This window comes from Alteromonas sp. (assembly GCF_984505615.1).
Genome location: NZ_CFHOXV010000005.1, coordinates 14,359 through 32,442 on the forward strand (window position 1 = coordinate 14,359; position 18,084 = coordinate 32,442).

21 protein-coding genes are annotated in these 18,084 nt (G+C 50.4%); 8 read left to right on the plus strand and 13 right to left on the minus strand.

Going from position 1 to position 18,084, the window contains the following annotated elements; translation table 11 throughout:
* Positions 1–27: 27 nt before the first annotated feature.
* From rph to tusA, 3 genes are read left to right on the plus strand one after another with little or no spacing between them, the layout of a single operon-like run.
* Positions 28–741 carry a ribonuclease PH gene (gene rph, locus AC4PME_RS05070; protein WP_119503193.1) on the plus strand — a complete coding sequence of 238 codons (714 nt, stop codon included), beginning with the start codon at positions 28–30 and terminating at the stop codon, positions 739–741.
* Between the two features lie 9 nt (positions 742–750).
* Positions 751–1,395, plus strand: a complete 645-nt coding sequence (gene pyrE, locus AC4PME_RS05075) for an orotate phosphoribosyltransferase (protein ID WP_119503192.1) — start codon at positions 751–753, stop codon at positions 1,393–1,395.
* Positions 1,382–1,636 (plus strand): sulfurtransferase TusA, encoded by a 255-nt coding sequence (tusA, locus tag AC4PME_RS05080; RefSeq protein ID WP_119503191.1) that lies wholly within the window; start codon positions 1,382–1,384, stop codon positions 1,634–1,636. The genes pyrE and tusA overlap by 14 nt, the downstream gene beginning before the upstream one ends.
* A 51-nt stretch (positions 1,637–1,687) precedes the next feature.
* On the opposite strand, the gene AC4PME_RS05085 is transcribed toward tusA, so the two are convergent.
* The 6 genes from AC4PME_RS05085 to AC4PME_RS05110 all read right to left on the minus strand — a co-directional run bounded on the left by AC4PME_RS05085 (position 1,688) and on the right by AC4PME_RS05110 (position 6,656).
* Entirely contained in the window at positions 1,688–2,491 is an 804-nt protein-coding gene (locus AC4PME_RS05085; RefSeq protein ID WP_491044863.1) for a DUF1206 domain-containing protein, read from the minus strand.
* Positions 2,492–2,780: 289 nt separating this feature from the next.
* A complete protein-coding gene (locus AC4PME_RS05090) occupies positions 2,781–3,242 on the minus strand; it encodes a hypothetical protein (protein WP_491044862.1) in 462 nt (153 codons plus the stop codon).
* Between the two features lie 70 nt (positions 3,243–3,312).
* The gene (locus AC4PME_RS05095) at positions 3,313–3,897 is read right to left on the minus strand and encodes a YqaA family protein (protein ID WP_491044861.1); all 585 of its coding nucleotides are present in this window, start codon (positions 3,895–3,897) and stop codon (positions 3,313–3,315) included.
* A 9-nt stretch (positions 3,898–3,906) separates the two neighbouring features.
* The gene (locus AC4PME_RS05100; RefSeq protein WP_491044900.1) at positions 3,907–5,190 is read right to left on the minus strand and encodes a metal-dependent hydrolase family protein; all 1,284 of its coding nucleotides are present in this window, start codon (positions 5,188–5,190) and stop codon (positions 3,907–3,909) included.
* Positions 5,191–5,263: 73 nt separating this feature from the next.
* Positions 5,264–5,818 (minus strand): DUF1285 domain-containing protein, encoded by a 555-nt coding sequence (locus AC4PME_RS05105; RefSeq protein WP_474842415.1) that lies wholly within the window; start codon positions 5,816–5,818, stop codon positions 5,264–5,266.
* Positions 5,808–6,656: a DUF3014 domain-containing protein gene (locus AC4PME_RS05110; RefSeq protein WP_119503185.1), complete on the minus strand. Its 849-nt coding sequence runs from the start codon at positions 6,654–6,656 to the stop codon at positions 5,808–5,810. Before AC4PME_RS05110 ends, AC4PME_RS05105 begins: the two co-directional genes overlap by 11 nt.
* 361 nt (positions 6,657–7,017) lie before the next feature.
* Between AC4PME_RS05110 and AC4PME_RS05115 the strand changes: the two genes are divergently transcribed.
* Positions 7,018–7,326, plus strand: a complete 309-nt coding sequence (locus AC4PME_RS05115; RefSeq protein WP_303572498.1) for a DUF6482 family protein — start codon at positions 7,018–7,020, stop codon at positions 7,324–7,326.
* Here the strand turns inward: AC4PME_RS05115 and AC4PME_RS05120 are convergent.
* From AC4PME_RS05120 to AC4PME_RS05135, 4 genes are all read right to left on the minus strand, one after another.
* A complete protein-coding gene (locus AC4PME_RS05120) occupies positions 7,320–8,636 on the minus strand; it encodes an ABC1 kinase family protein (protein ID WP_491044860.1) in 1,317 nt (438 codons plus the stop codon). The genes AC4PME_RS05115 and AC4PME_RS05120 overlap by 7 nt on opposite strands.
* On the minus strand, positions 8,633–8,914 hold the full coding sequence (locus AC4PME_RS05125; RefSeq protein WP_491044859.1) for a hypothetical protein: 282 nt from the start codon (positions 8,912–8,914) through the stop codon (positions 8,633–8,635). Before AC4PME_RS05125 ends, AC4PME_RS05120 begins: the two co-directional genes overlap by 4 nt.
* An 81-nt stretch (positions 8,915–8,995) precedes the next feature.
* A complete protein-coding gene (locus AC4PME_RS05130; protein ID WP_119503567.1) occupies positions 8,996–9,508 on the minus strand; it encodes a DUF6702 family protein in 513 nt (170 codons plus the stop codon).
* Positions 9,509–9,518: 10 nt separating this feature from the next.
* Positions 9,519–11,978 carry a M1 family metallopeptidase gene (locus tag AC4PME_RS05135; protein ID WP_303572496.1) on the minus strand — a complete coding sequence of 820 codons (2,460 nt, stop codon included), beginning with the start codon at positions 11,976–11,978 and terminating at the stop codon, positions 9,519–9,521.
* A gap of 245 nt (positions 11,979–12,223) precedes the next feature.
* Here AC4PME_RS05135 and proB point away from each other — a divergent pair, with 245 nt between their 5' ends.
* The 4 genes from proB to AC4PME_RS05155 all read left to right on the plus strand — a co-directional run bounded on the left by proB (position 12,224) and on the right by AC4PME_RS05155 (position 15,547).
* A complete protein-coding gene (gene proB / locus AC4PME_RS05140; protein ID WP_349590869.1) occupies positions 12,224–13,324 on the plus strand; it encodes a glutamate 5-kinase in 1,101 nt (366 codons plus the stop codon).
* Positions 13,325–13,375: 51 nt separating this feature from the next.
* Complete coding sequence (locus AC4PME_RS05145; protein WP_119503180.1) at positions 13,376–13,807, plus strand: acyl-CoA thioesterase; 432 nt, start codon at positions 13,376–13,378, stop codon at positions 13,805–13,807.
* On the plus strand, positions 13,808–14,737 hold the full coding sequence (locus AC4PME_RS05150; protein WP_491044858.1) for a D-2-hydroxyacid dehydrogenase: 930 nt from the start codon (positions 13,808–13,810) through the stop codon (positions 14,735–14,737).
* Positions 14,738–14,965: 228 nt separating this feature from the next.
* Entirely contained in the window at positions 14,966–15,547 is a 582-nt protein-coding gene (locus tag AC4PME_RS05155) for a HupE/UreJ family protein (RefSeq protein ID WP_491044857.1), read from the plus strand.
* 75 nt (positions 15,548–15,622) lie between these two features.
* Here AC4PME_RS05155 and hypE read toward each other — a convergent pair whose 3' ends face one another.
* Genes hypE through AC4PME_RS05170 form a run of 3 tightly spaced genes read right to left on the minus strand, consistent with a single transcriptional unit; the run spans position 15,623 to position 18,078 of the window.
* Complete coding sequence (gene hypE, locus AC4PME_RS05160) at positions 15,623–16,663, minus strand: hydrogenase expression/formation protein HypE (protein ID WP_491044856.1); 1,041 nt, start codon at positions 16,661–16,663, stop codon at positions 15,623–15,625.
* A gap of 6 nt (positions 16,664–16,669) precedes the next feature.
* Positions 16,670–17,797, minus strand: a complete 1,128-nt coding sequence (gene hypD / locus AC4PME_RS05165) for a hydrogenase formation protein HypD (protein ID WP_491044855.1) — start codon at positions 17,795–17,797, stop codon at positions 16,670–16,672.
* On the minus strand, positions 17,794–18,078 hold the full coding sequence (locus AC4PME_RS05170; protein ID WP_491044854.1) for a HypC/HybG/HupF family hydrogenase formation chaperone: 285 nt from the start codon (positions 18,076–18,078) through the stop codon (positions 17,794–17,796). Before AC4PME_RS05170 ends, hypD begins: the two co-directional genes overlap by 4 nt.
* Positions 18,079–18,084 lie beyond the last annotated feature (6 nt).

An 18,084-nucleotide genomic window follows, 5' to 3' on the forward strand; every position in this document is an offset into this window, starting at 1 on the left:
TTTATGACCTTTTCTCAGGAGACTCCTATGCGTCCAAGCGGCAGAACCGCCAGTCAGATCCGTCCCGTTACGATTACCCGCAATTACACTTGTCATGCTGAAGGTTCGGTTTTAGTCGAATTCGGTAATACCAAGGTACTTTGCACTGCGACGGTGGAAGAAGGTGTACCGCGTTTTATGAAGGGTCAGGGAAAGGGTTGGGTAACGGCTGAATACAGCATGCTGCCGCGGGCAACGCATACCCGCAGCCAGCGTGAAGCAGCTCGTGGTAAACAAGGCGGCCGTACCCTTGAAATTCAGCGCCTGATTGCACGTTCTTTGCGTGCGGCACTTGATCTGAAACTGCTTGGCGAAAACACAATAACACTGGATTGTGACGTTATTCAGGCTGACGGCGGAACACGTACCGCCTCTATCACCGGTGCCTGTGTTGCACTGGTAGATGCCCTTACCTTCATGCGTGCTAAAGGCATTATCAAAACTAACCCGCTTAAATTCATGGTAGCAGCATTGTCTGTGGGTATTTACGAAGGTACGCCGATTGCTGACCTGGAGTATACCGAAGATTCAGCAGCCGAAACCGACATGAACGTAGTAATGACGGAAACCGGCAAGCTGATTGAAATCCAGGGAACGGCGGAAGGCGAACCGTTCTCCTTTGATGAAATGCACGAAATGCTGGATATCGCTAAGCATGGCCTGCGTGAACTGTTTGATGTTCAGAAAGCGTCTCTTGCGTAAGGAGAGCAGATGAAAGCGTTTAAAAGAGAATTTATTGAGTTTGCCATCGCCCGTGGCGTGCTGAAATTTGGCGAGTTTACCCTGAAGTCAGGCCGTACAAGTCCTTACTTCTTTAATGCCGGGTTGTTCAACAAAGGTGGCGATCTGGCCAAATTGGGTCGTTACTATGCAGCTGCACTGGCGGATTCCGGCATAGCCTTCGATGTACTGTTTGGCCCTGCTTACAAAGGGATCCCTATTGCCACAACCACAGCAGTAGCCTTAGCTGATCATCATGATATGGATGTGCCTTATTGCTTTAACCGTAAGGAAGCGAAAGATCACGGTGAAGGCGGTAATCTTGTTGGCAGCCCGCTGGAAGGCCGCATTATGCTGGTGGACGATGTGATCACGGCCGGAACAGCTATCCGTGAGTCAATGGAGCTGATTGCTCAGAACGGTGCCTCACTGGCCGGTGTACTGATTGCGCTGGATCGCCAGGAACGGGGTAAAGGCGAGCTGTCTGCTATTCAGGAAGTGGAACGTGATTTTGGTACACAGGTTGTTTCCATCGTGTCTCTGAATGACGTAATTGCTTATCTGGAAGAAACCGGTGCGCACGCAGAGCACATGGCGTCAATCCGTCAGTACCGTGAGTCATATGGGATCGGATAATCCGCTCTTCGCCAGCCCGGATCACGAACTGGACACACTGGGCCTCCGTTGCCCGGAACCTGTGATGATGGTGCGTCTGAAAGTGCGGAAAATGGAAGAAGGTGAAACGGTTCTGATCACCGCCGATGATCCGGCAACAGAGCGGGATATCCCGGGGTTTTGCCGGTTTATGCAACACACGCTGGTGGCAAGCCAGACTGATGCATTGCCCTATCAGTTTCTGATTAAGAAAGGGCTGTAGCCGTCGTCTCATACAAACTGTTTTTAAAGCCGGTGATACGCCGGCTTTTTGTTACCGGTTTCCCGGCGTGATGCGGTAAATTGTTTCAAAGCCACAGAAAATGCCAAACATGGCTATACCGGCACCTGTCGCGGCAAGTCCATATTGCCCGTACCGCTGATTTAAAATAGTGCTGAATGCTTCTTTAAGTCCACCGGCCTCTGACGGATCCAGTTCAATTGCCGCCTGAATAAAAAAAGCACCTACCAAGATGTAAACAACTCCCCTCGCGAGATAGCCGAGTCTGCCGGCAATACGGCTGATATGAATCTCACTGTCCCGCATATGATGAGTATTAAATTTTTCCATGAAATCGGCTTTACAGGCATGCTTTAGCTGGATGAAAGAAAATATCAGAATACCGGTACCGATGGCAGCAACCAGCCATTCTCCCCACGCCTGCTGCATTAATTCCTGTGAAACCTGTTTACTGCTGTCTTGCTCTGAATTACCGGTACCAATGAGCACTTTGGTTGCACCCAAGGCCCCGACTCCGTAAATCGTCGCTGATAATACAAAGAAAGCTCTGGTGATCACATCGCCGGCTTTTGACATATCCAGGTTCTCGGTATTCAGAAAGGCCTGGATAAGACGCCATAACATATAGCAAACGAGCCCGCACACTACGCCGGCCAGCAGATACCATCCAAAAGGCTGCTCCAGGAGAGTTCTGAAAACATGGTCCTGAGTGGGTTCTTCAGACTGCAGAAACGTAAATGCTGTGGTTATAACGAAGATACCAAGAAGAATATAAACAACGGTTTTTGCACCATATCCGGCGCGGGCAATATAGCTGATAGTAGTTGAAGCGATCACAGTATCTTATCCGGTATTCGTTACGCTGGCAGGGGGAAAACCCGCAAGATTTTTCCTATATTATTTGAATACGCAAATAACTGCTGATAGCGATTTATCTGTTGCTAAAATTAATGGCTTTCCGTGATGGCCTGAAGTAAGAGCCGCTGTAAGCGCACTTTGTCATCATGAGACTGGCAGCGGAGATCGCTGATGTGCAGAATCCTCTGCCGTAGCATATGCTTCAGAAGCCTGATATCCACTTCCAGCGTTATGGTTGTGGATGACTGGCTGTCCACCGGTAAGGTCACTAGTGAAGTACCCTTGAAGATAATGTTTGCCGTTGGTAGAAGGCCAGCCCTTTCTGCAGTGAAAACGTGATTTGTTGCAGCATCGTCAGTAACTCAGGGTGTAATGCAAACAGCGGGGCCAGCGCATAGATTTGCTGTGATGCCGCATCAAGACAGGTGGCCGCATCTTCAATATTGCCTGTAGCAGCATGGCTGCGTGCAAGCTGTATGGCAGCAGCACCATAAGCGGTCAAATCTTTTCTCTGTGCGGCCGGGGAGGTTTCCGGTGCCTGTAAAGAAAGCAATACCGCCTGCGCGATCTCATAAGCTTCCCCTGCTGTCTGGCGGGCGGATTCCATTTCACCGGACTTTGCCTTTTCCAGCGCAGTTTGACTGGTTTGTGTAAAATGGTTGCGGGCATGCTCCGGGTGGGATTGCAGCCACTTCCAGTATTCCGGGCTAAGATAATGGGTTTTCATCATACGCACCTCCTGAATTAAAATTAATGCAAATGAGAATTATTATCAAATTAAATTTAATGCTGTTGCCCGGTTAAAACAATGTAGTGATATACCAGATCAACAGCACGACAGCAGTCAGTGCCAGTATTGCTTTCGTTTTATATCGCCTGATTAACGCTTCAGCTTTGTCTCCGGCAACATATACCGCCACTGCCAGACCAAAATACCGTATGGACCTGGCGATGACCGTGGCCAGTAAGAACAACAGCAGGGAGTATTTTGTTGCACCCGCTGCCAGCATGGCTATCTGAAACGGAATGGGGGCAATCCCGAGCGTCAGTACAAACCAGAACCCCTGCTGCTCCATTTTAGCTGAAACTTGCTTAAACTGTTCCGGGTCAGAAAAAGTGTTAATGATCCAGTCGCCGGTTAAATCGAAAAGATAATACCCCAGCGCATAACCGAATAATGCACCAATAACACACCCCAGAGTGGCCATCAGGGCAATGCTCCAGAGCTTTTCTCTTCTTGCCTGCATTAGCGGTATGAGGATCGCTTCCAGGGGCACAGGTACGATGGTAGATTCCAGAAATGACGCCAGGGTAATGCCTTTCAGCATGTGCCTGGAATCCACCATTTTCTTCGTCGTACGTTTTAACTTTTTCGTTATGGGCATAATCTTCCGTTATTGTTTGAAGATTGCCCCGTCCTTCATAACAAAGACAACCTTCTCCATCACCCTGATGTCCTCAAGGGGATTACCTTCAACTGCAATGATGTCGGCCAGTTTACCGCTTTCGATAGTACCGAGTTCATCACTGATATTCAGCAGTTTCGCCGGTGAAACCATGGCACTGCGCAATGCTTCAGCAGCAGGCATGCCGGCTTCTGTCATCAGTGCAAATTCCTGAGCGTTATCGCCATGTGCTGAAACGCCGCTGTCAGTGCCAAACACAATGCTTACACCCGCTTTATACGCTTTGGAGAAGGTGTTTTGGATCAACGGGCCGATGGCGGCCGCTTTGGGTCTGACAAGTTCCGGAAAGAATCCGTCGATTTTCGCTTTCTGAGCCACAAACTCGCCGGCGAGAATAGTCGGGGTGTACCAGGTGCCGTGTTCTTTCATCAAATCCATGATCTCATCGTCCATGTAAGTACCATGCTCGATAGACGTCACACCGGCTTTAATGGCCCGCTTCATACCTTCTTTTCCGTGAGCATGCACAGCCACTGTCATGCCGTAGTCATTAGCTGTAGCAACAATGGCTTCCAGTTCATCGTCCATGAACTGCGGATTCTGGCCGCTTTTCGCTACGCTCAGAACGCCGCCGGTGGCAGTGATTTTTATCACGTCAGCACCATCCTGATAGCGCTGGCGCACTGCATCGCGGGCTTCTGCAACGCCGTTTATAACACCCTGCTCCGGTCCGACATCAGGGCGAAGTTTGTGTGCCATCCCGTTACTGGGATCTGCATGTCCGCCGGTTGTCGCAATCGATTTACCGGCAGAGAAAATACGCGGCCCCTGCGCCAGACCTTTATCAATGGCTTTTCGCAGTGCGATGGTTTCGTTGTATCCGTCACCCAGATTACGCACGGTTGTGAAGCCGGCAGACAGGGTTTTCTCCGCAAAGTGTGCCGCTTTCAGGGTGTAGTCAGCTTCGTTGAGTGTGAAGCGTTCCATGTAAGAAGACGGGCCCTGCTGGGAGGAAAGGTGAACGTGCATGTCCATCAGTCCCGGCATCACGGTATGATTTTTAAGGTCAATCACTGTGTCGCCGTCTTGAGCGCTGATATAGCCTTTTTTCACCGCGGTTATCTTGTTGCCGTCGACCACAATTGTCATCCGGCTTTGCAGAGAGTCGTCAGTTGCGGAAAATAAGTTGCCGGCATGAATGAGGGTGTCTGCCTGCAGAGGTAAAGTGTTCAGTCCCAACAGGGCTGTTATACATAAAGAGAGTTTTTTCATTGTCATTATCGTTATCAGTGTGTGAGTTTTCTACTGTAATGAAATGACTGTGCGGATGCCAGTACGGCAAAGGTTATTCGCTGATTTCTCCGAGAATGAGCTCATAGTCACCGCTTTGAACTGTAAAGCGGGTGGTGCCGTCGGGCGCTGTTTTTTCCTCAGCTTCGTTGAGTAACTGATAGTAAACATTCTGATGAAGTCTGGCCCACAAGTTACGGCGGACATTCACGTAAGGTAAAAAGGTGCCGTCTAAAGAAGCCCGCAGTGTGCCGGGATGAGAGGCGCTGACAGTGAATGTATCACCGGTTTGTGTGGTTAATCTGAGGTGATTATCTTCCATTGCCCACTGAATAATAACAAAAGGCACATCCTCTACCTGTATACCGACTTTCTCCACCGGCGTTACCAGAAAATAATCGTCATTTTCTTTTACTAAAACAGAGGAAAAAAGCCTGACAAGGGATAATCGTGTAACAGGAGATTGCTGATATTGCCATTCACCGGAGGCAGTGATGCACATATCGATGTTACCGCAAAATGGCGGATGCCATTGTTCTACCGGAGGGAGGTTGCACCCGTCATCTGACGGGTGCGACTCTATCTGAGCCTGAAACCGGTTAAAATCCATCGTCTGCAAGCAGAGACTTCAATTCCCGTAATTTCGCCTTAATACGGCGCATATTGTCCGGACCGGTTCTCAGCAATTGCTTTTGCGGCGTGCTGAGTTCTTCCAGTTGCGGATCAGCATATTTGTAGGCCACTGAGTCCGAGTATACTTCTACCGGAACAGGTACTTCCGGGGTATCGAGCAGTTGGTCGATAGCTTCCACCACGACAGATTCAAACGGCTGGCCGGGCTGTCCAATCTCGTCATACTTCGACTGGATTTCCCCTTTGTAGCGCTTGAACAGGTCAAGCAGTGCTTCGTTATCAAAACTTTCCATCATGGTGACGTACGGCGTGTAACGCTTGTAGCTGGCAGCATCAATCCACTCTTTATCAGCCTGACGGTAAACTTTGAATGTTTGCTCCGGTGCGGTTAACGGTACCTGCTGGGCCGCCGGCATTTCATCATTGGCCAGATTGGTCACTGTAACAACAAAGCGCTGAATAAGACCCTCATTCACAATCAGGTTGTTCGCTTCTTCCGTACCTGAAATAGCATTTAAGGCTTCTTCTACGCCCTTATCTGACACATCCAGAGGTTCCGGTTCAGGCTCTGGTTGTTCCGGCATGGGTTCCGGCTCGTCAACGGGATCAATATCTACCGGTTCCGGTGGCGGGGCGGGCTGAAAATCGTCCGGCTCATCAGGCAGAACTGGCATTTCTTCTGCCGGCACTTCTTCGGTAACCGGTGCAGGTTCTTCCTTCGACGGCCACAAAAGAACTGCAATTATGACCACTACAATCACCGCGATAATTAAAATATGCGGCGCCAGCGTTTTCTTCTCTGAATCATCACTCATAAACTTTTCACCCTGTAATGTTCCCTCTGGATCATAAACCCGTGCTACCTCAGGACATTCGCCTCAGAAATTGGCTGAATTCAACTGTCCTGAGATAGCACGGCTATCATACTACCAGAGATGTGTTCTCTGTTTTGAGAATCAATGGATCAATTTGTTCCGTACTAATAGCAAATTCCTCATTTCTAACACTTTTCTACTCAGAAAAGCCTGATTTTGATCGCATTATCTTTGTTATAACCAGAAAAAATGCGAAAAAACGGAGCGCTTCATTACAACATCTTAATGGGAATTCCGTCCGTAAAAGTAGTCCTTTCTGAATGGTAATTGTACACTTCAGACAGGTTAACGGAGAGCAGCGATGAACAAATTCTACTTTCGCGATATCGAAAACGACCCTGTAGTAATTGATTACCTTGAAGTGCAGTCATTCGAAATGAACGTATATCTGGTACTTATTTGCATCGGCCAGCGTTCGGGACTGGTTTACGATAACGAAGATAAGCCCATGCGTTTTTACAGCGCCGGACAGATCCGCGAGTTGTTCGCTCATTGTCATGTAGAAAAATCGGTGATGAAGCATGACACCCCCTATGATGAGATGATTGGCAACCCGCCGAAAGCGTCACATTCTGTAGCGTTACCATTCACTATGGCATTACCCTACTGAATCCAGGGTGAAGCAATCTGGCGTAGATTCATCTGTACTTTTAACCGTCTGGCCAGCAGGAATAATCCGCCCAGTTTACGGTGAATGAACAGGGCATCTGCCGGCGGCACATGCCAGAAATTTTCCCGGTACGTCAGTGCGGTACCCATATTGTGTAACCGCATTATCAGGTCACTGTTACCAAAATCATAGCTGCCGTCAACATGTATCGCTTCACAGGCGGTCATGCCGAGTTCAACGACTTTGGTTTGCTGCTGAGTGGTATGTTCACTCGTGACAAGTCCTATAGACAAAGCCGCACTGAGCATAGCGTCAGCATCATTGTTTGCCGCCGCGCGCAACAGCGAACGGTATCCTTCAGCCATGGCCGGGGCAATTTCTCTGGTGGCACCGAAATCCAGCAGAATAATTTTTCCGGAAACGGGGTCATAGCGGTAATTTGCCAGATTAGGATCGCTCTGTATCAGTTTAAAATCGAAGACTTCTCTGAAAAACAACCGCATCAGTGCGCTCATGACCCCGTTGCGCAGGTCTTGTTCCAGATGCAGTACCGACTCTATGTCATCCCCTTTTTCAAAAGACATGGCAAGAACATTTTCTGTACACAGCGACGGGTAGCTGCGGGGCACAATAAACGCATCATCATCCTGCAAGCGGGAACGGTAGGTGTCCAGCATATACGCTTCCCGCAGGTAATCAGCTTCCTGTTTAAGCTGCTGTTTCGCTTCTTCCAGCACCGGTGCAATATCCAGCGTTTTAGGGATAAGACCACTCATGCGAACCAGTGTGGCCACATTATCAACATCACTGTCGATGCTTTCACGTACGCCGGGGTACTGGACTTTTAACGCCAGCATTGTGCCGTCGGGGGTGATGGCCTTATGGACCTGACCGATAGACGCGGCGGCGACAGGGGCAAACGAGAAATACAGCATATTATCCTGCCAGTTTTCACCCAGTGCATTGCTCAGCACTTCAGTAAGCTGGACTTTGGGCATCGGACTGGCATCTTCCCGCAGACGGGCAAGGATTGCGGACAGTTCTTCAGGAAGAAAATCTCCGCCGTCCATGGAAATAAGTTGCCCTACTTTCATGGCGGCACCGCGCATGGTGGCCAGTTTGTCGGCTATGCGGGTGATGTTGGCCGGCGTCAGCAACAAGTCAGCCATGGCCGGCCGCTGCCCTTTCAGTAATTGTCCGGCACCACTGGTCACCATATTGCCGGCTATACGGCCAGCCAGAGAGCCCAGACCTAATACCCGCGACAGCCTGCCAGAGGGGACGGGTTTGCCGTCCGGCTCATCGCTCATACTGTCACGAATGCAGAAAGGAGCTGAATACAGAATCCTGCTGCACTGCCTGCGGCAAATCCGGTCCAGCCGTTTTTGCCCAGATAACGGAAAACCGTAGCGGAGAAAATACCGCACCATAGCATGGCGGCATAAATTGAAAGGGTGCTGTCGGGGCTGGTGGCGCCCGGAATAAATAACAGCGCAACAAAAAGAATGGCCATAGCGCCGGATAGCAACACCCACATAATATTCTTTTTGTCAGTGAAGCTGTTGGTTTGAGGAGTCGTTTCAGACATAACACTTACCCGTAACGCGAAAACAGTGTGGTTAACTATGATGCAATACGGGCAAGCGGGTCAATGTGAAGATATAAGACTTTAGTGGTGGCGCGCAGAGCTGTTAGCGAACTCCACACTGAGTAATTCCACGTTATCACGGAATGTCAGGGTTTTTACGTCGCCCTGTCCTTCCACGTTAAGTGTATTAATTTGTGCCGGCCACAAGTCTCTGAGTGCATCGTGACGGATACTGAGACCTTCCAGCGACGGTGGTTGTTCGGTTTCCTGGTAAACCCAGAAAAACTTACCATCCACTTCATAACCTACGGTTTTCAGCCCCAGACTTTCGCCATCTGCATTCAGTAGTGCAAAGCGGGCCATCACGTAATCAGTGAAAGCCTGCTGAGTGGTTTTGTCATCCAGAATATCTGCACGCTTATCGAAAAGTGCTTTTACAGCATGTTCCGCATCATGCAGATTAAACCGGTGCATCACCTCAATATTTTCTGTTCTCGGATTGAACAGAACCGTGGTGATTGCCGCTTTAATCTGATGGGCAGAGACTGCCTGACAAACCATCAACAGCAGAGCCGCAAGGCTCCACTGAATCATGCGGTGAGACTTAGTTGTCATCACCCTCTCCGTCATCTGTTTTCAGTTCAGCTTTGCTGTCCTGCATCAGATCCATTGAGGTACGGGCTTCGCTCTTCTTCGCTTTATACGCTTCAATACGTGAAGGAATAATGCGGCGCGGGTAGTAGTTATTTTCTACATCTACGTCAGCAGTTTCCCAGCGGGGATCCACAGTAACGCTTACCAGCTCTTTATCTTTGTCAGTCACGACCAGCTTAGAGACGGCTTTCGGTGTACGACGCCAGATTTCAGCAGGAATACGCATTGACTGTTTGGTACCGTCTGCAAATTCCATTTCCAGCAGAATTGGCATAACCAGTCCGCCCAGGTTACTGAAGTCCATGACGTAGTAGTTTTTGTCTTCACGTACAGCACGCTCAAAGGTTTCACGTTCCCACGGTTCCAGTTTGTTCAGGAATTCGCGGTACTTGTTACGGTCTTTGTTGGTTGGTGTGTACTGATCGTTGTCATCGTAGAAATCTTTGATGTCGTCGAAACGCTCAACCCACAGCTTGCGGCCTTCTTCACGGTTACGCTCGTCGGTCAGAGACAGAGGCTTTTCCATTTCAGCTTCACGCTGACGGGCCAGGTCGATGTCAGGATCTTTCGTGTCCAGGCGCAGCTTGTACACACGGTCCAGTGAAATATCGACGTGATCGGTGGTATAGAACCAGCCACGGAAGAACCAGTCGAGATCGACACCTGAAGCTTCTTCCATTGTCCGGAAGAAGTCAGACGGCGTAGGACGCTTGAACATCCAGCGCTGTGCATACTCTTTAAAGGCAAAATCAAACAGCTCACGGCCAAGAATGGTTTCGCGCAGAATGTTCAGTGCAACTGCCGGCTTGGTGTAAGCATTCGGACCCAGGTGCAGTACCGAGTCAGACTGGGTCATGATGGGTACCTGAGATGAAGATTTCATGTAGCCGGTAACATCGCGGGGTTCAACACCCCATGGAATGTTCGGATCCCACTCGCGGCCGGCAACGCCGTCCAGGAAGCTGTTCAGGCCTTCATCCATCCAGGTCCACTGACGTTCGTCAGAGTTAACGATCATCGGGAAGTAGTTGTGACCCACTTCGTGGATAACCACACCGATGAGGAAGCGCTTTTCAGACAGCGAGTAAGTACGTGAACCATCGTCCTGTAACTCAGTACGCGGGCCGTTGAAGGAAATCATCGGATATTCCATACCGCCAACAGGGCCGTTAACAGACTGGGCTGTAGGGTACGGGTAGCTGAAGGTGAAACGGTTATATACGTCCAGCGTATGCACCACTGACTCTGTAGAATATTTTTTCCACAGATCACCACCTTCTTTCGGATAGAAAGACATGGCCATAACGTGTTTCTGCGGGCCGTCCTGCTCTACGCCTTTGGCATCCCACATGAATTTACGTGAAGATGCCCATGCAAAGTCTCGCACGTTGTCTGCTTTGAAACGCCAGGTTTTGGTTTTGCCTGTGCCTTCTTTCTCGTTTTCCAGCGCTTCTTCGGCGGTTACGATAAAGACCGGACGATCAGCGGTTTTCGCTTCTTCCAGACGCTTACGCTGAGTGCTGGTAAGTACATCTTTCGGGTTCTGCAGCACACCGGTAGAAGAAACAATGTGGTCAGCCGGTACGGTCATAGACACATCGTAGTTACCGAATTCCAGGGTAAATTCACCGCGGCCGATAAATTCTTTGTTGGTCCAGGCTTCGTAGTCAGTGTAAGCCGCCAGACGGGGGAACCACTGTGCCAGCAGGAAGATGTCGTTGCCGCCTTCGCGTTCGTCATCAGGGAAGTGTTCATAACCTGAACGGGCAGAGACTGCGTCTTCTTCAACGATGTTGTAACCGAATTCGATGGTGAAATCGACTGATTTGCCCGGCTTCAGCGGTGTTGCCAGGTCTACACGCATCAGCGTACCTACAATCACGTGATGCAGCGCTTTGCCGGCACTTTCGACGGCTTTAATTTGATAGCCCAGTTCGTGATCGTCAACGAATTGCTGACGGCGCAGTGCACCCATACTCAGTTTAGCCGGGCTGTCGCCGCTGGCTGACTGAGTCGCCGGACCACGGTTACCGATGCCGCCAAAGGTAGTGGTGAGGGCTGACATAGAATCATCACGGAACTTGTTCTGATCAAGCTGGATCCAAAGATACTTCAGCGTGTCAGGTGAATTGTTGTGATAAGAAATCTTTTCAGAAGCATCAATGCGGCGTTTTTCTTCGTCGAGTTTTGCATTGATGACGTAATCGACTTGCTGCTGCCAGTACTGATGACCAGCTTCACCGGCAGCGTTTCTGTATACGTTAGGGGTAGGAAGTACTTCGTCGAGTTGTCTGAATTTATCTTCGAAGTCGCCCTTTGTTTGTTTTATCGCTGCGGAGGCAAACGGAGCCTGAACCAGTAAACCCAGTACAGGAGCCAGCCAAAGCAGTCGCTTTTGTCGCGTGCTCATTCAATTTCCTTCTTATTTAAGACATTAAAGTCCAAACATCTATTTTAATGAATTTTCCCCCGCAGATGCCAGTTTTTAGCCGTAGATAGCTCCGGTCTCACCGCAAACTGAGGCATACGGCAGCGGGTTTCAGATCAGAATAAACTGCAGTGTGACAAATTGTTCTTTGGGAAAGCGCGGATATGCGTTTTTTTCTGAATGGGTTTGCAGTATTCTCAAACTCTCTTTGTTTATCAGTTATCTTCATGAGTAATTTCACCTGGCAGCGTGCCGTCGTAAAGGTCGGCAGCGCGTTAATTGCACCTGATGGTTTACATGTCAGTGCTAAGTATTTACTGCCCCTGGCGCGGTTCATTACCGAAAGCCGTGCTGCAGGAAAAGAAGTGATTGTTGTGTCATCAGGCAGTATTGCTGCCGGACGGGGACGGGTAACCATCAACCATCCTGCTTCTATTGCCGAAAAACAGGCCATGGCCGCGATCGGACAGATGCAGATGATGGCGAACTGGCAGCGTTTTTTCGACTGTCCCTGTGCCCAGATCCTGGTGACTGCGGATGACCTTCGTGACCGTACCCGGTACGTCAATATTAAAAACACCCTGCGCGAACTGCTTAAACATGAAGCGCTGCCCATTGTGAATGAAAATGACACCGTGGCGGTGGCCGAACTTAAAGTCGGCGATAACGATAATCTTGGTGCATATACTGCGCTGGTGGCACAGGCTGATACCCTGATCATGTGCTCGGACATCGACGGTTTGTACACCGCCGATCCCCGCAAAGATGCCTCAGCTACTCTGATCCCTGTTGTTGATTCCATTACGCCGGACATCTATGCATTAGCCGGCGGAGCGGGAACGTCCATGGGCACCGGCGGAATGCGTACGAAAATTGAGGCAGCGGATAAATGTACCCATAGCGGTATTCAAACGCTCATCGTCAACGGCCGTGATGGCAAAGTCTTTGATGCATTGCTCAAAGGCCAGTGCCCGGGAACATTATTTACTGCAAGGCAGTCCAGTCAGACCGCCCGATCTTTATGGTTAACCCATACGTTAAAAACCCGCGGTGTCATCGACATTGATGCGGGTGCCCGCCGGGCTATCACAGACCGTGGCGCTTCTTTGCTGCCTTCCGGTGTCACCGGCATTTCAGGTAAATTTGTTGCCGGAGATGCAGTGGAGCTGCATTGCGACGGGAAAGCGCTGGCGAAAGGTCTGGCACTTTACGACGCCAAAGATCTGGCCCAGATAAAAGGGCAGAAAAGCAATCAAATCCGCCATATTCTCGGTTATGACTATGGAGAGGTGATTGTCCACCGCGACGACCTGGTGTTGTTGCCCTAGACGCACATAAGCCCGCAGGTGGTTTAGCTGCGAAGCAGAAGGAGTGAACGGATGACGGATTTTACACCGGGATTAAGTGACTACCCGTGGCATGTAGAGTTAACCACACGGTTACAGGATAACGATGAAAATGGCCATATCAACAATGTGGCGTTTTACAGCTTCTTTGATACCGGTGTGAGCCGTTTTCTCAAAGAGCGTTGTCCGGATGCCTCGCGGGATATCGTCGCTTATGTGGTGAGTTCCCAGTGTCAGTACATTTCTCCCGCTTCCTATCCTGAAAGTATTTTTGTTGGGCTGCGGGTGGTTAAAGTCGGTCGCAGTTCAGTGACTTACGGGCTGTCTGTGTATGCCGGCGATGCAAAGCGCCGCGTAGCACACGGACAATTTGTCCATGTTTATGTTGAACGGCAGACCGATCATGCCGTGCCTGTTCCCGCTGATATCAAAGACGCACTGGAATCCATCAGGGAGGAATTCTGAATGAAGGCCGTGTTGCTGGATGCTGATACGCTGAAGCCGGAAGAACTTGATATTTCCTGCCTGACTGACCTGCCTGTGTCATTGACACAATATGCCACCACAACAGCGGATGAGCGCAAGGAGAGAGTGCACGATGCTGATATCATTCTGGTAAATAAAGTGGTGCTGGACGCTGATGTGTTGCGTCATGCAAAGCAATGTAAGTACATAGGTGTTCTGGCAACCGGTACCAATAATATTGATAAAGACTGGTGCGCGCAGCAAGGTATCGAGGTTGCCAATGTGGAAGGTTACGGCACTGACGCCGTTGCCCAGCATGCACTGATGCTGCTGTTAAATTTGTCTACCTCGTTTGCCCCTTACGCCCGCGATGTTAACGCCGGCAAGTGGTCTGCAGGGCCGCACTTTTGCTTGCTGGACCATCCGGCCATGGAGCTGGCGGGCAAACACCTGGTGATTGTGGGCTATGGCGAACTTGGTCAGCGTTTTGCTGAAATGGCAAAAGCGATGGGTATGCGTGTCACGGTTGCTGCCAGACCGGGTAAGCCGGATGACGACAGACCGTCGCTGGACAGCTTGTTACCTGATGCTGATGTGGTGTCGCTGCACTGTTTACTGACAGAGGATTCCTATCATCTCATCAATGCGCAGCGGCTGAGTAAAATGAAGCCGTCGGCTTTTCTTATTAATACCGCCAGAGGCGCGCTGATTGATGAAGCGGCGTTGTTACAGGCGCTGAAAAACGGGGACATTGCCGGCGCCGGACTTGATGGCCTGTCGACAGAGCCGCCCCCGGCAGATCATCCCCTGTTAAATACCGGTCTGCCTAATCTGCTTATCACTCCCCATTCTGCCTGGGTGGCAAAAGAGGCGCGTCAAAGACTGGTGAATATTGCTGCTGAACGGTTGTCTGCTTTCCTGTCAAAGTAAGTCTCCCAACCGGTAAGCTGGTGGCCTTTATTCGTGAAATGCGGAAAGTTAGTTGCCGGCCATTTCTGCGGGTATATTCTCTTTTTCTGTGAAACCCCTTTGCTGATAAGACTTTAACGAACTTATGGCTGATAAAGGGGTTTGGCATCCGGTTTGCTATAACTTCCTGATAACGGGAAATCACACATCCAATCGCTATACATAATAAAAGAACGAAAAGGTTAACCCATGAAAATGATTGCCAAAGCCGGTGTACTGGCTTCCTTGACTGTTTTATTGCCTTCTGTGGCCTTTGCTCATACTGGCCACGACTTCCACACCCATGGTTTGTTTGCCGGTTTATTGCATCCGGTTTCCGGCTGGGATCACCTTACAGGGATGCTGGCCGTAGGCTTCTGGAGTGCTTCACTGGCAAAAGAACAGATCCGCGGTGTGGTTACTACATTTTTTGCAATGCTGGTTCTTGGCTTTATTGCCGGTGCGACCGGTATTGCCACGTCTGTCGTAGAAAGTGGAATCGCTGCGTCAGTGCTGTTCGCAGGCTTGCTGTTATTACGTAATCGCCATCTGGCAATGCCTGCGGCAGCTTTTTTTGCCGCTTTCTTCGCCGTGTTTCACGGTATCGCTCACGGAGCAGAAGCGACGGCGGGATCGTCCCTGTCGTTTGCTGCCGGGTTTATGCTGTCCAGTGGCGCATTGTTCGCAACGGGTGCACTTTGTCATGCTCTGTTTGCCCGCCGCTTTACCGCGCTGCGTTACATCGCGGGTGCAGGAGTAGCATGTGCCGGTGCGGGAATGATGGCTTTTTGAGCTGCTCTGTTCAGCACATTGAAGGTTTGAATTCAGGCTGCTTTTGCAGCCTGAATGGTATTTGCAGCAGAGTTGCTAACAGATACGGGGCAACTGATCGCCCACCAGCATATCCATAATCCGTTCACCGCCAAAGAAGGTTTTTACCACCACTCTGCCCGGCTTGCCGTCAGTGACTTCACCGATAATTGCGGCATCTTTGCCAGCAGGATGACCCCGCATGGCTTCCAGTACAGCATCTGCTTTGTCTACCGGAACGGCAGCAACCAGCTTGCCTTCATTGGCAAAATAAAGCGCGTCCAGACCGAGTATTTCACAAACGCCCCTGACTTCTTCCCGAACCGGAATCGCGTCATCATTCAGGGTAATACTCACCCCGGCTGTTTGAGCAAATTCATTGAGCACTGTGGCCACGCCGCCACGGGATGCGTCACGGACAGCATGAATACCGGGACAAACGGCCAGCATAGTTTGCATCAGTTCGTGAAGTGGCTGACAGTCTGTGTGCAGTTCAACATCCAGCGCCAGATCGCCTCTGGCATTCAGAATTGCAGCGCCGTGGTCGCCGGCGTATCCGTTCAGAATGATTTTATCGCCGGGCCGGCAATGCTTTGCAGAAATATCGATACCGTCCGGTATAACACCAATACCGGAAGTATTGATAAAGCATTTATCGCCTTTCCCCCGGGGGACCACTTTGGTGTCACCGGTAACAATGAGTACACCTGCGGCACTGGCAGCTTCCTTCATTGAATTCACGATACGGCGTAACTGCGCGATTTCCATGCCTTCTTCGAGGATCATGGCGCAGGAAAGGTATTTTGGGACCGCGCCGGATACCGCCAGATCATTTACAGTCCCGTTCACCGCCAGGGTGCCGATATTGCCACCCGGAAACTCCAGCGGGTCGACAACGTAGGAATCTGTGGTGAAGGCCAGTTTGCCGCCTGTGGCAGCGAGGCCCTGTAAGTCGAATCTGGCCTGGTCTTCCAGTGTATCCAGATGGGGATTACTGAACGTGCTGACGAATATGTCATCTATCAGATCGCGCATTGCCTTGCCGCCGGCACCGTGTGCCATTGTGATCGTGGTCGCGTTTACTTTATTACCTGCCATACCGGATTAGCCTGCCCGCTGAACGTCAATTTTGCCGTAACTGTAATAGGCCGCACAGGCCCCTTCTGTTGAAACCATCAATGCGCCTACCGGTGTTTCCGGTGTACAGGACTTGCCGAACAACGCGCAGTCCCATGGTTTCAGGCTGCCTTTAAGTACTTCACCGCATTCACAGGATTTTGGATCTTCCACTTTCAGTGTTGCCACGGAGAAAGCCCGTTCGGCATCAAAATCAGCATATTCATTTCTTATCTGTACACCGGATTCTGCAATTGAGCCCAGGCCCCGCCACTCAAAAAAGTCTCTGACTTCAAAAACGGTATTCACAGCATTCATTGCCTGCAGATTCCCTTTGTCCGGGACAATACGGGCATACTGATTCTCAACTTCAGCACGGCCATCTCTGAGCTGCTCTGCAACCATCAGCAGAGACTGGAGAATGTCCAGGGGCTCGAAACCTGCAATAACCAGCGGACGGTCGTATTCTGATGCAATGAACTCATAGGGCTGTCTGCCAATCACCATACTCACATGACCCGGGCCTAAGAAGCCGTCGATAGACATACCGGGTTCGTCCAGTATGGCTTTCATCGTAGGAATGATAGTGATGTGATTACAAAACAGGAAAAAGTTGCGCAGATTTTCCCGTTTGGCCTGCATCAGTGTTAAAGCCGTTGCGGGCATGGTGGTTTCGAATCCTAACCCGAAGAACACAACCCGTTTGTCCGGATGCTTGCGGGCGATATCCAGCGCGTCCATGGGAGAGTAAACCATGCGGATATCACAGCCCTCAGCACTGGCCTGCTGTAAGCTCTTTTTCGAGCCGGGTACACGCATGGCGTCGCCGAAAGTCGTGAAGATCACATCCGGCTGTTCTGCGATAGCAATGCAATCATCCACCCGGCCCATGGGAAGTACGCAAACCGGGCATCCAGGCCCGTGTACCATTTCGATTCCTTCAGGAAGCAGGCCTTCCAGGCCGTAGCGGAAAATTGAGTGTGTGTGACCGCCGCATACTTCCATAATTTGAAGCGGACGTTCTGCTGCGCGGGGGATGCTTGCAATGACTTCGTGCAGCCGCTTTAAAATCTGTTTTGCCAGTTCAGGATCTCTGAATTCATCAACATACTTCATTGTGCGGTGCTCCCCGACTGAGAAAAGGCGGCAAACTCTTCCTGTAGCTCGCCGATTTCACTGAGAATTTCCAGTGTCCTGCTGGCTTCTTCCTCGTCAACCAGGCTCATCGCAAAGCCCACATGAATAAGTGCCCAGCTGCCTATCACATCTGACGGTGGTTGATCCGGTGTGTACACACAGCCCAGGTTAACAGTGCGTTTCACGCCAAGAATACTGACAAGACCCGTGTGGCCGTCTTCGTTAACGGCAACAATCTGGCCGGGAATTCCTAAACACATAAATTT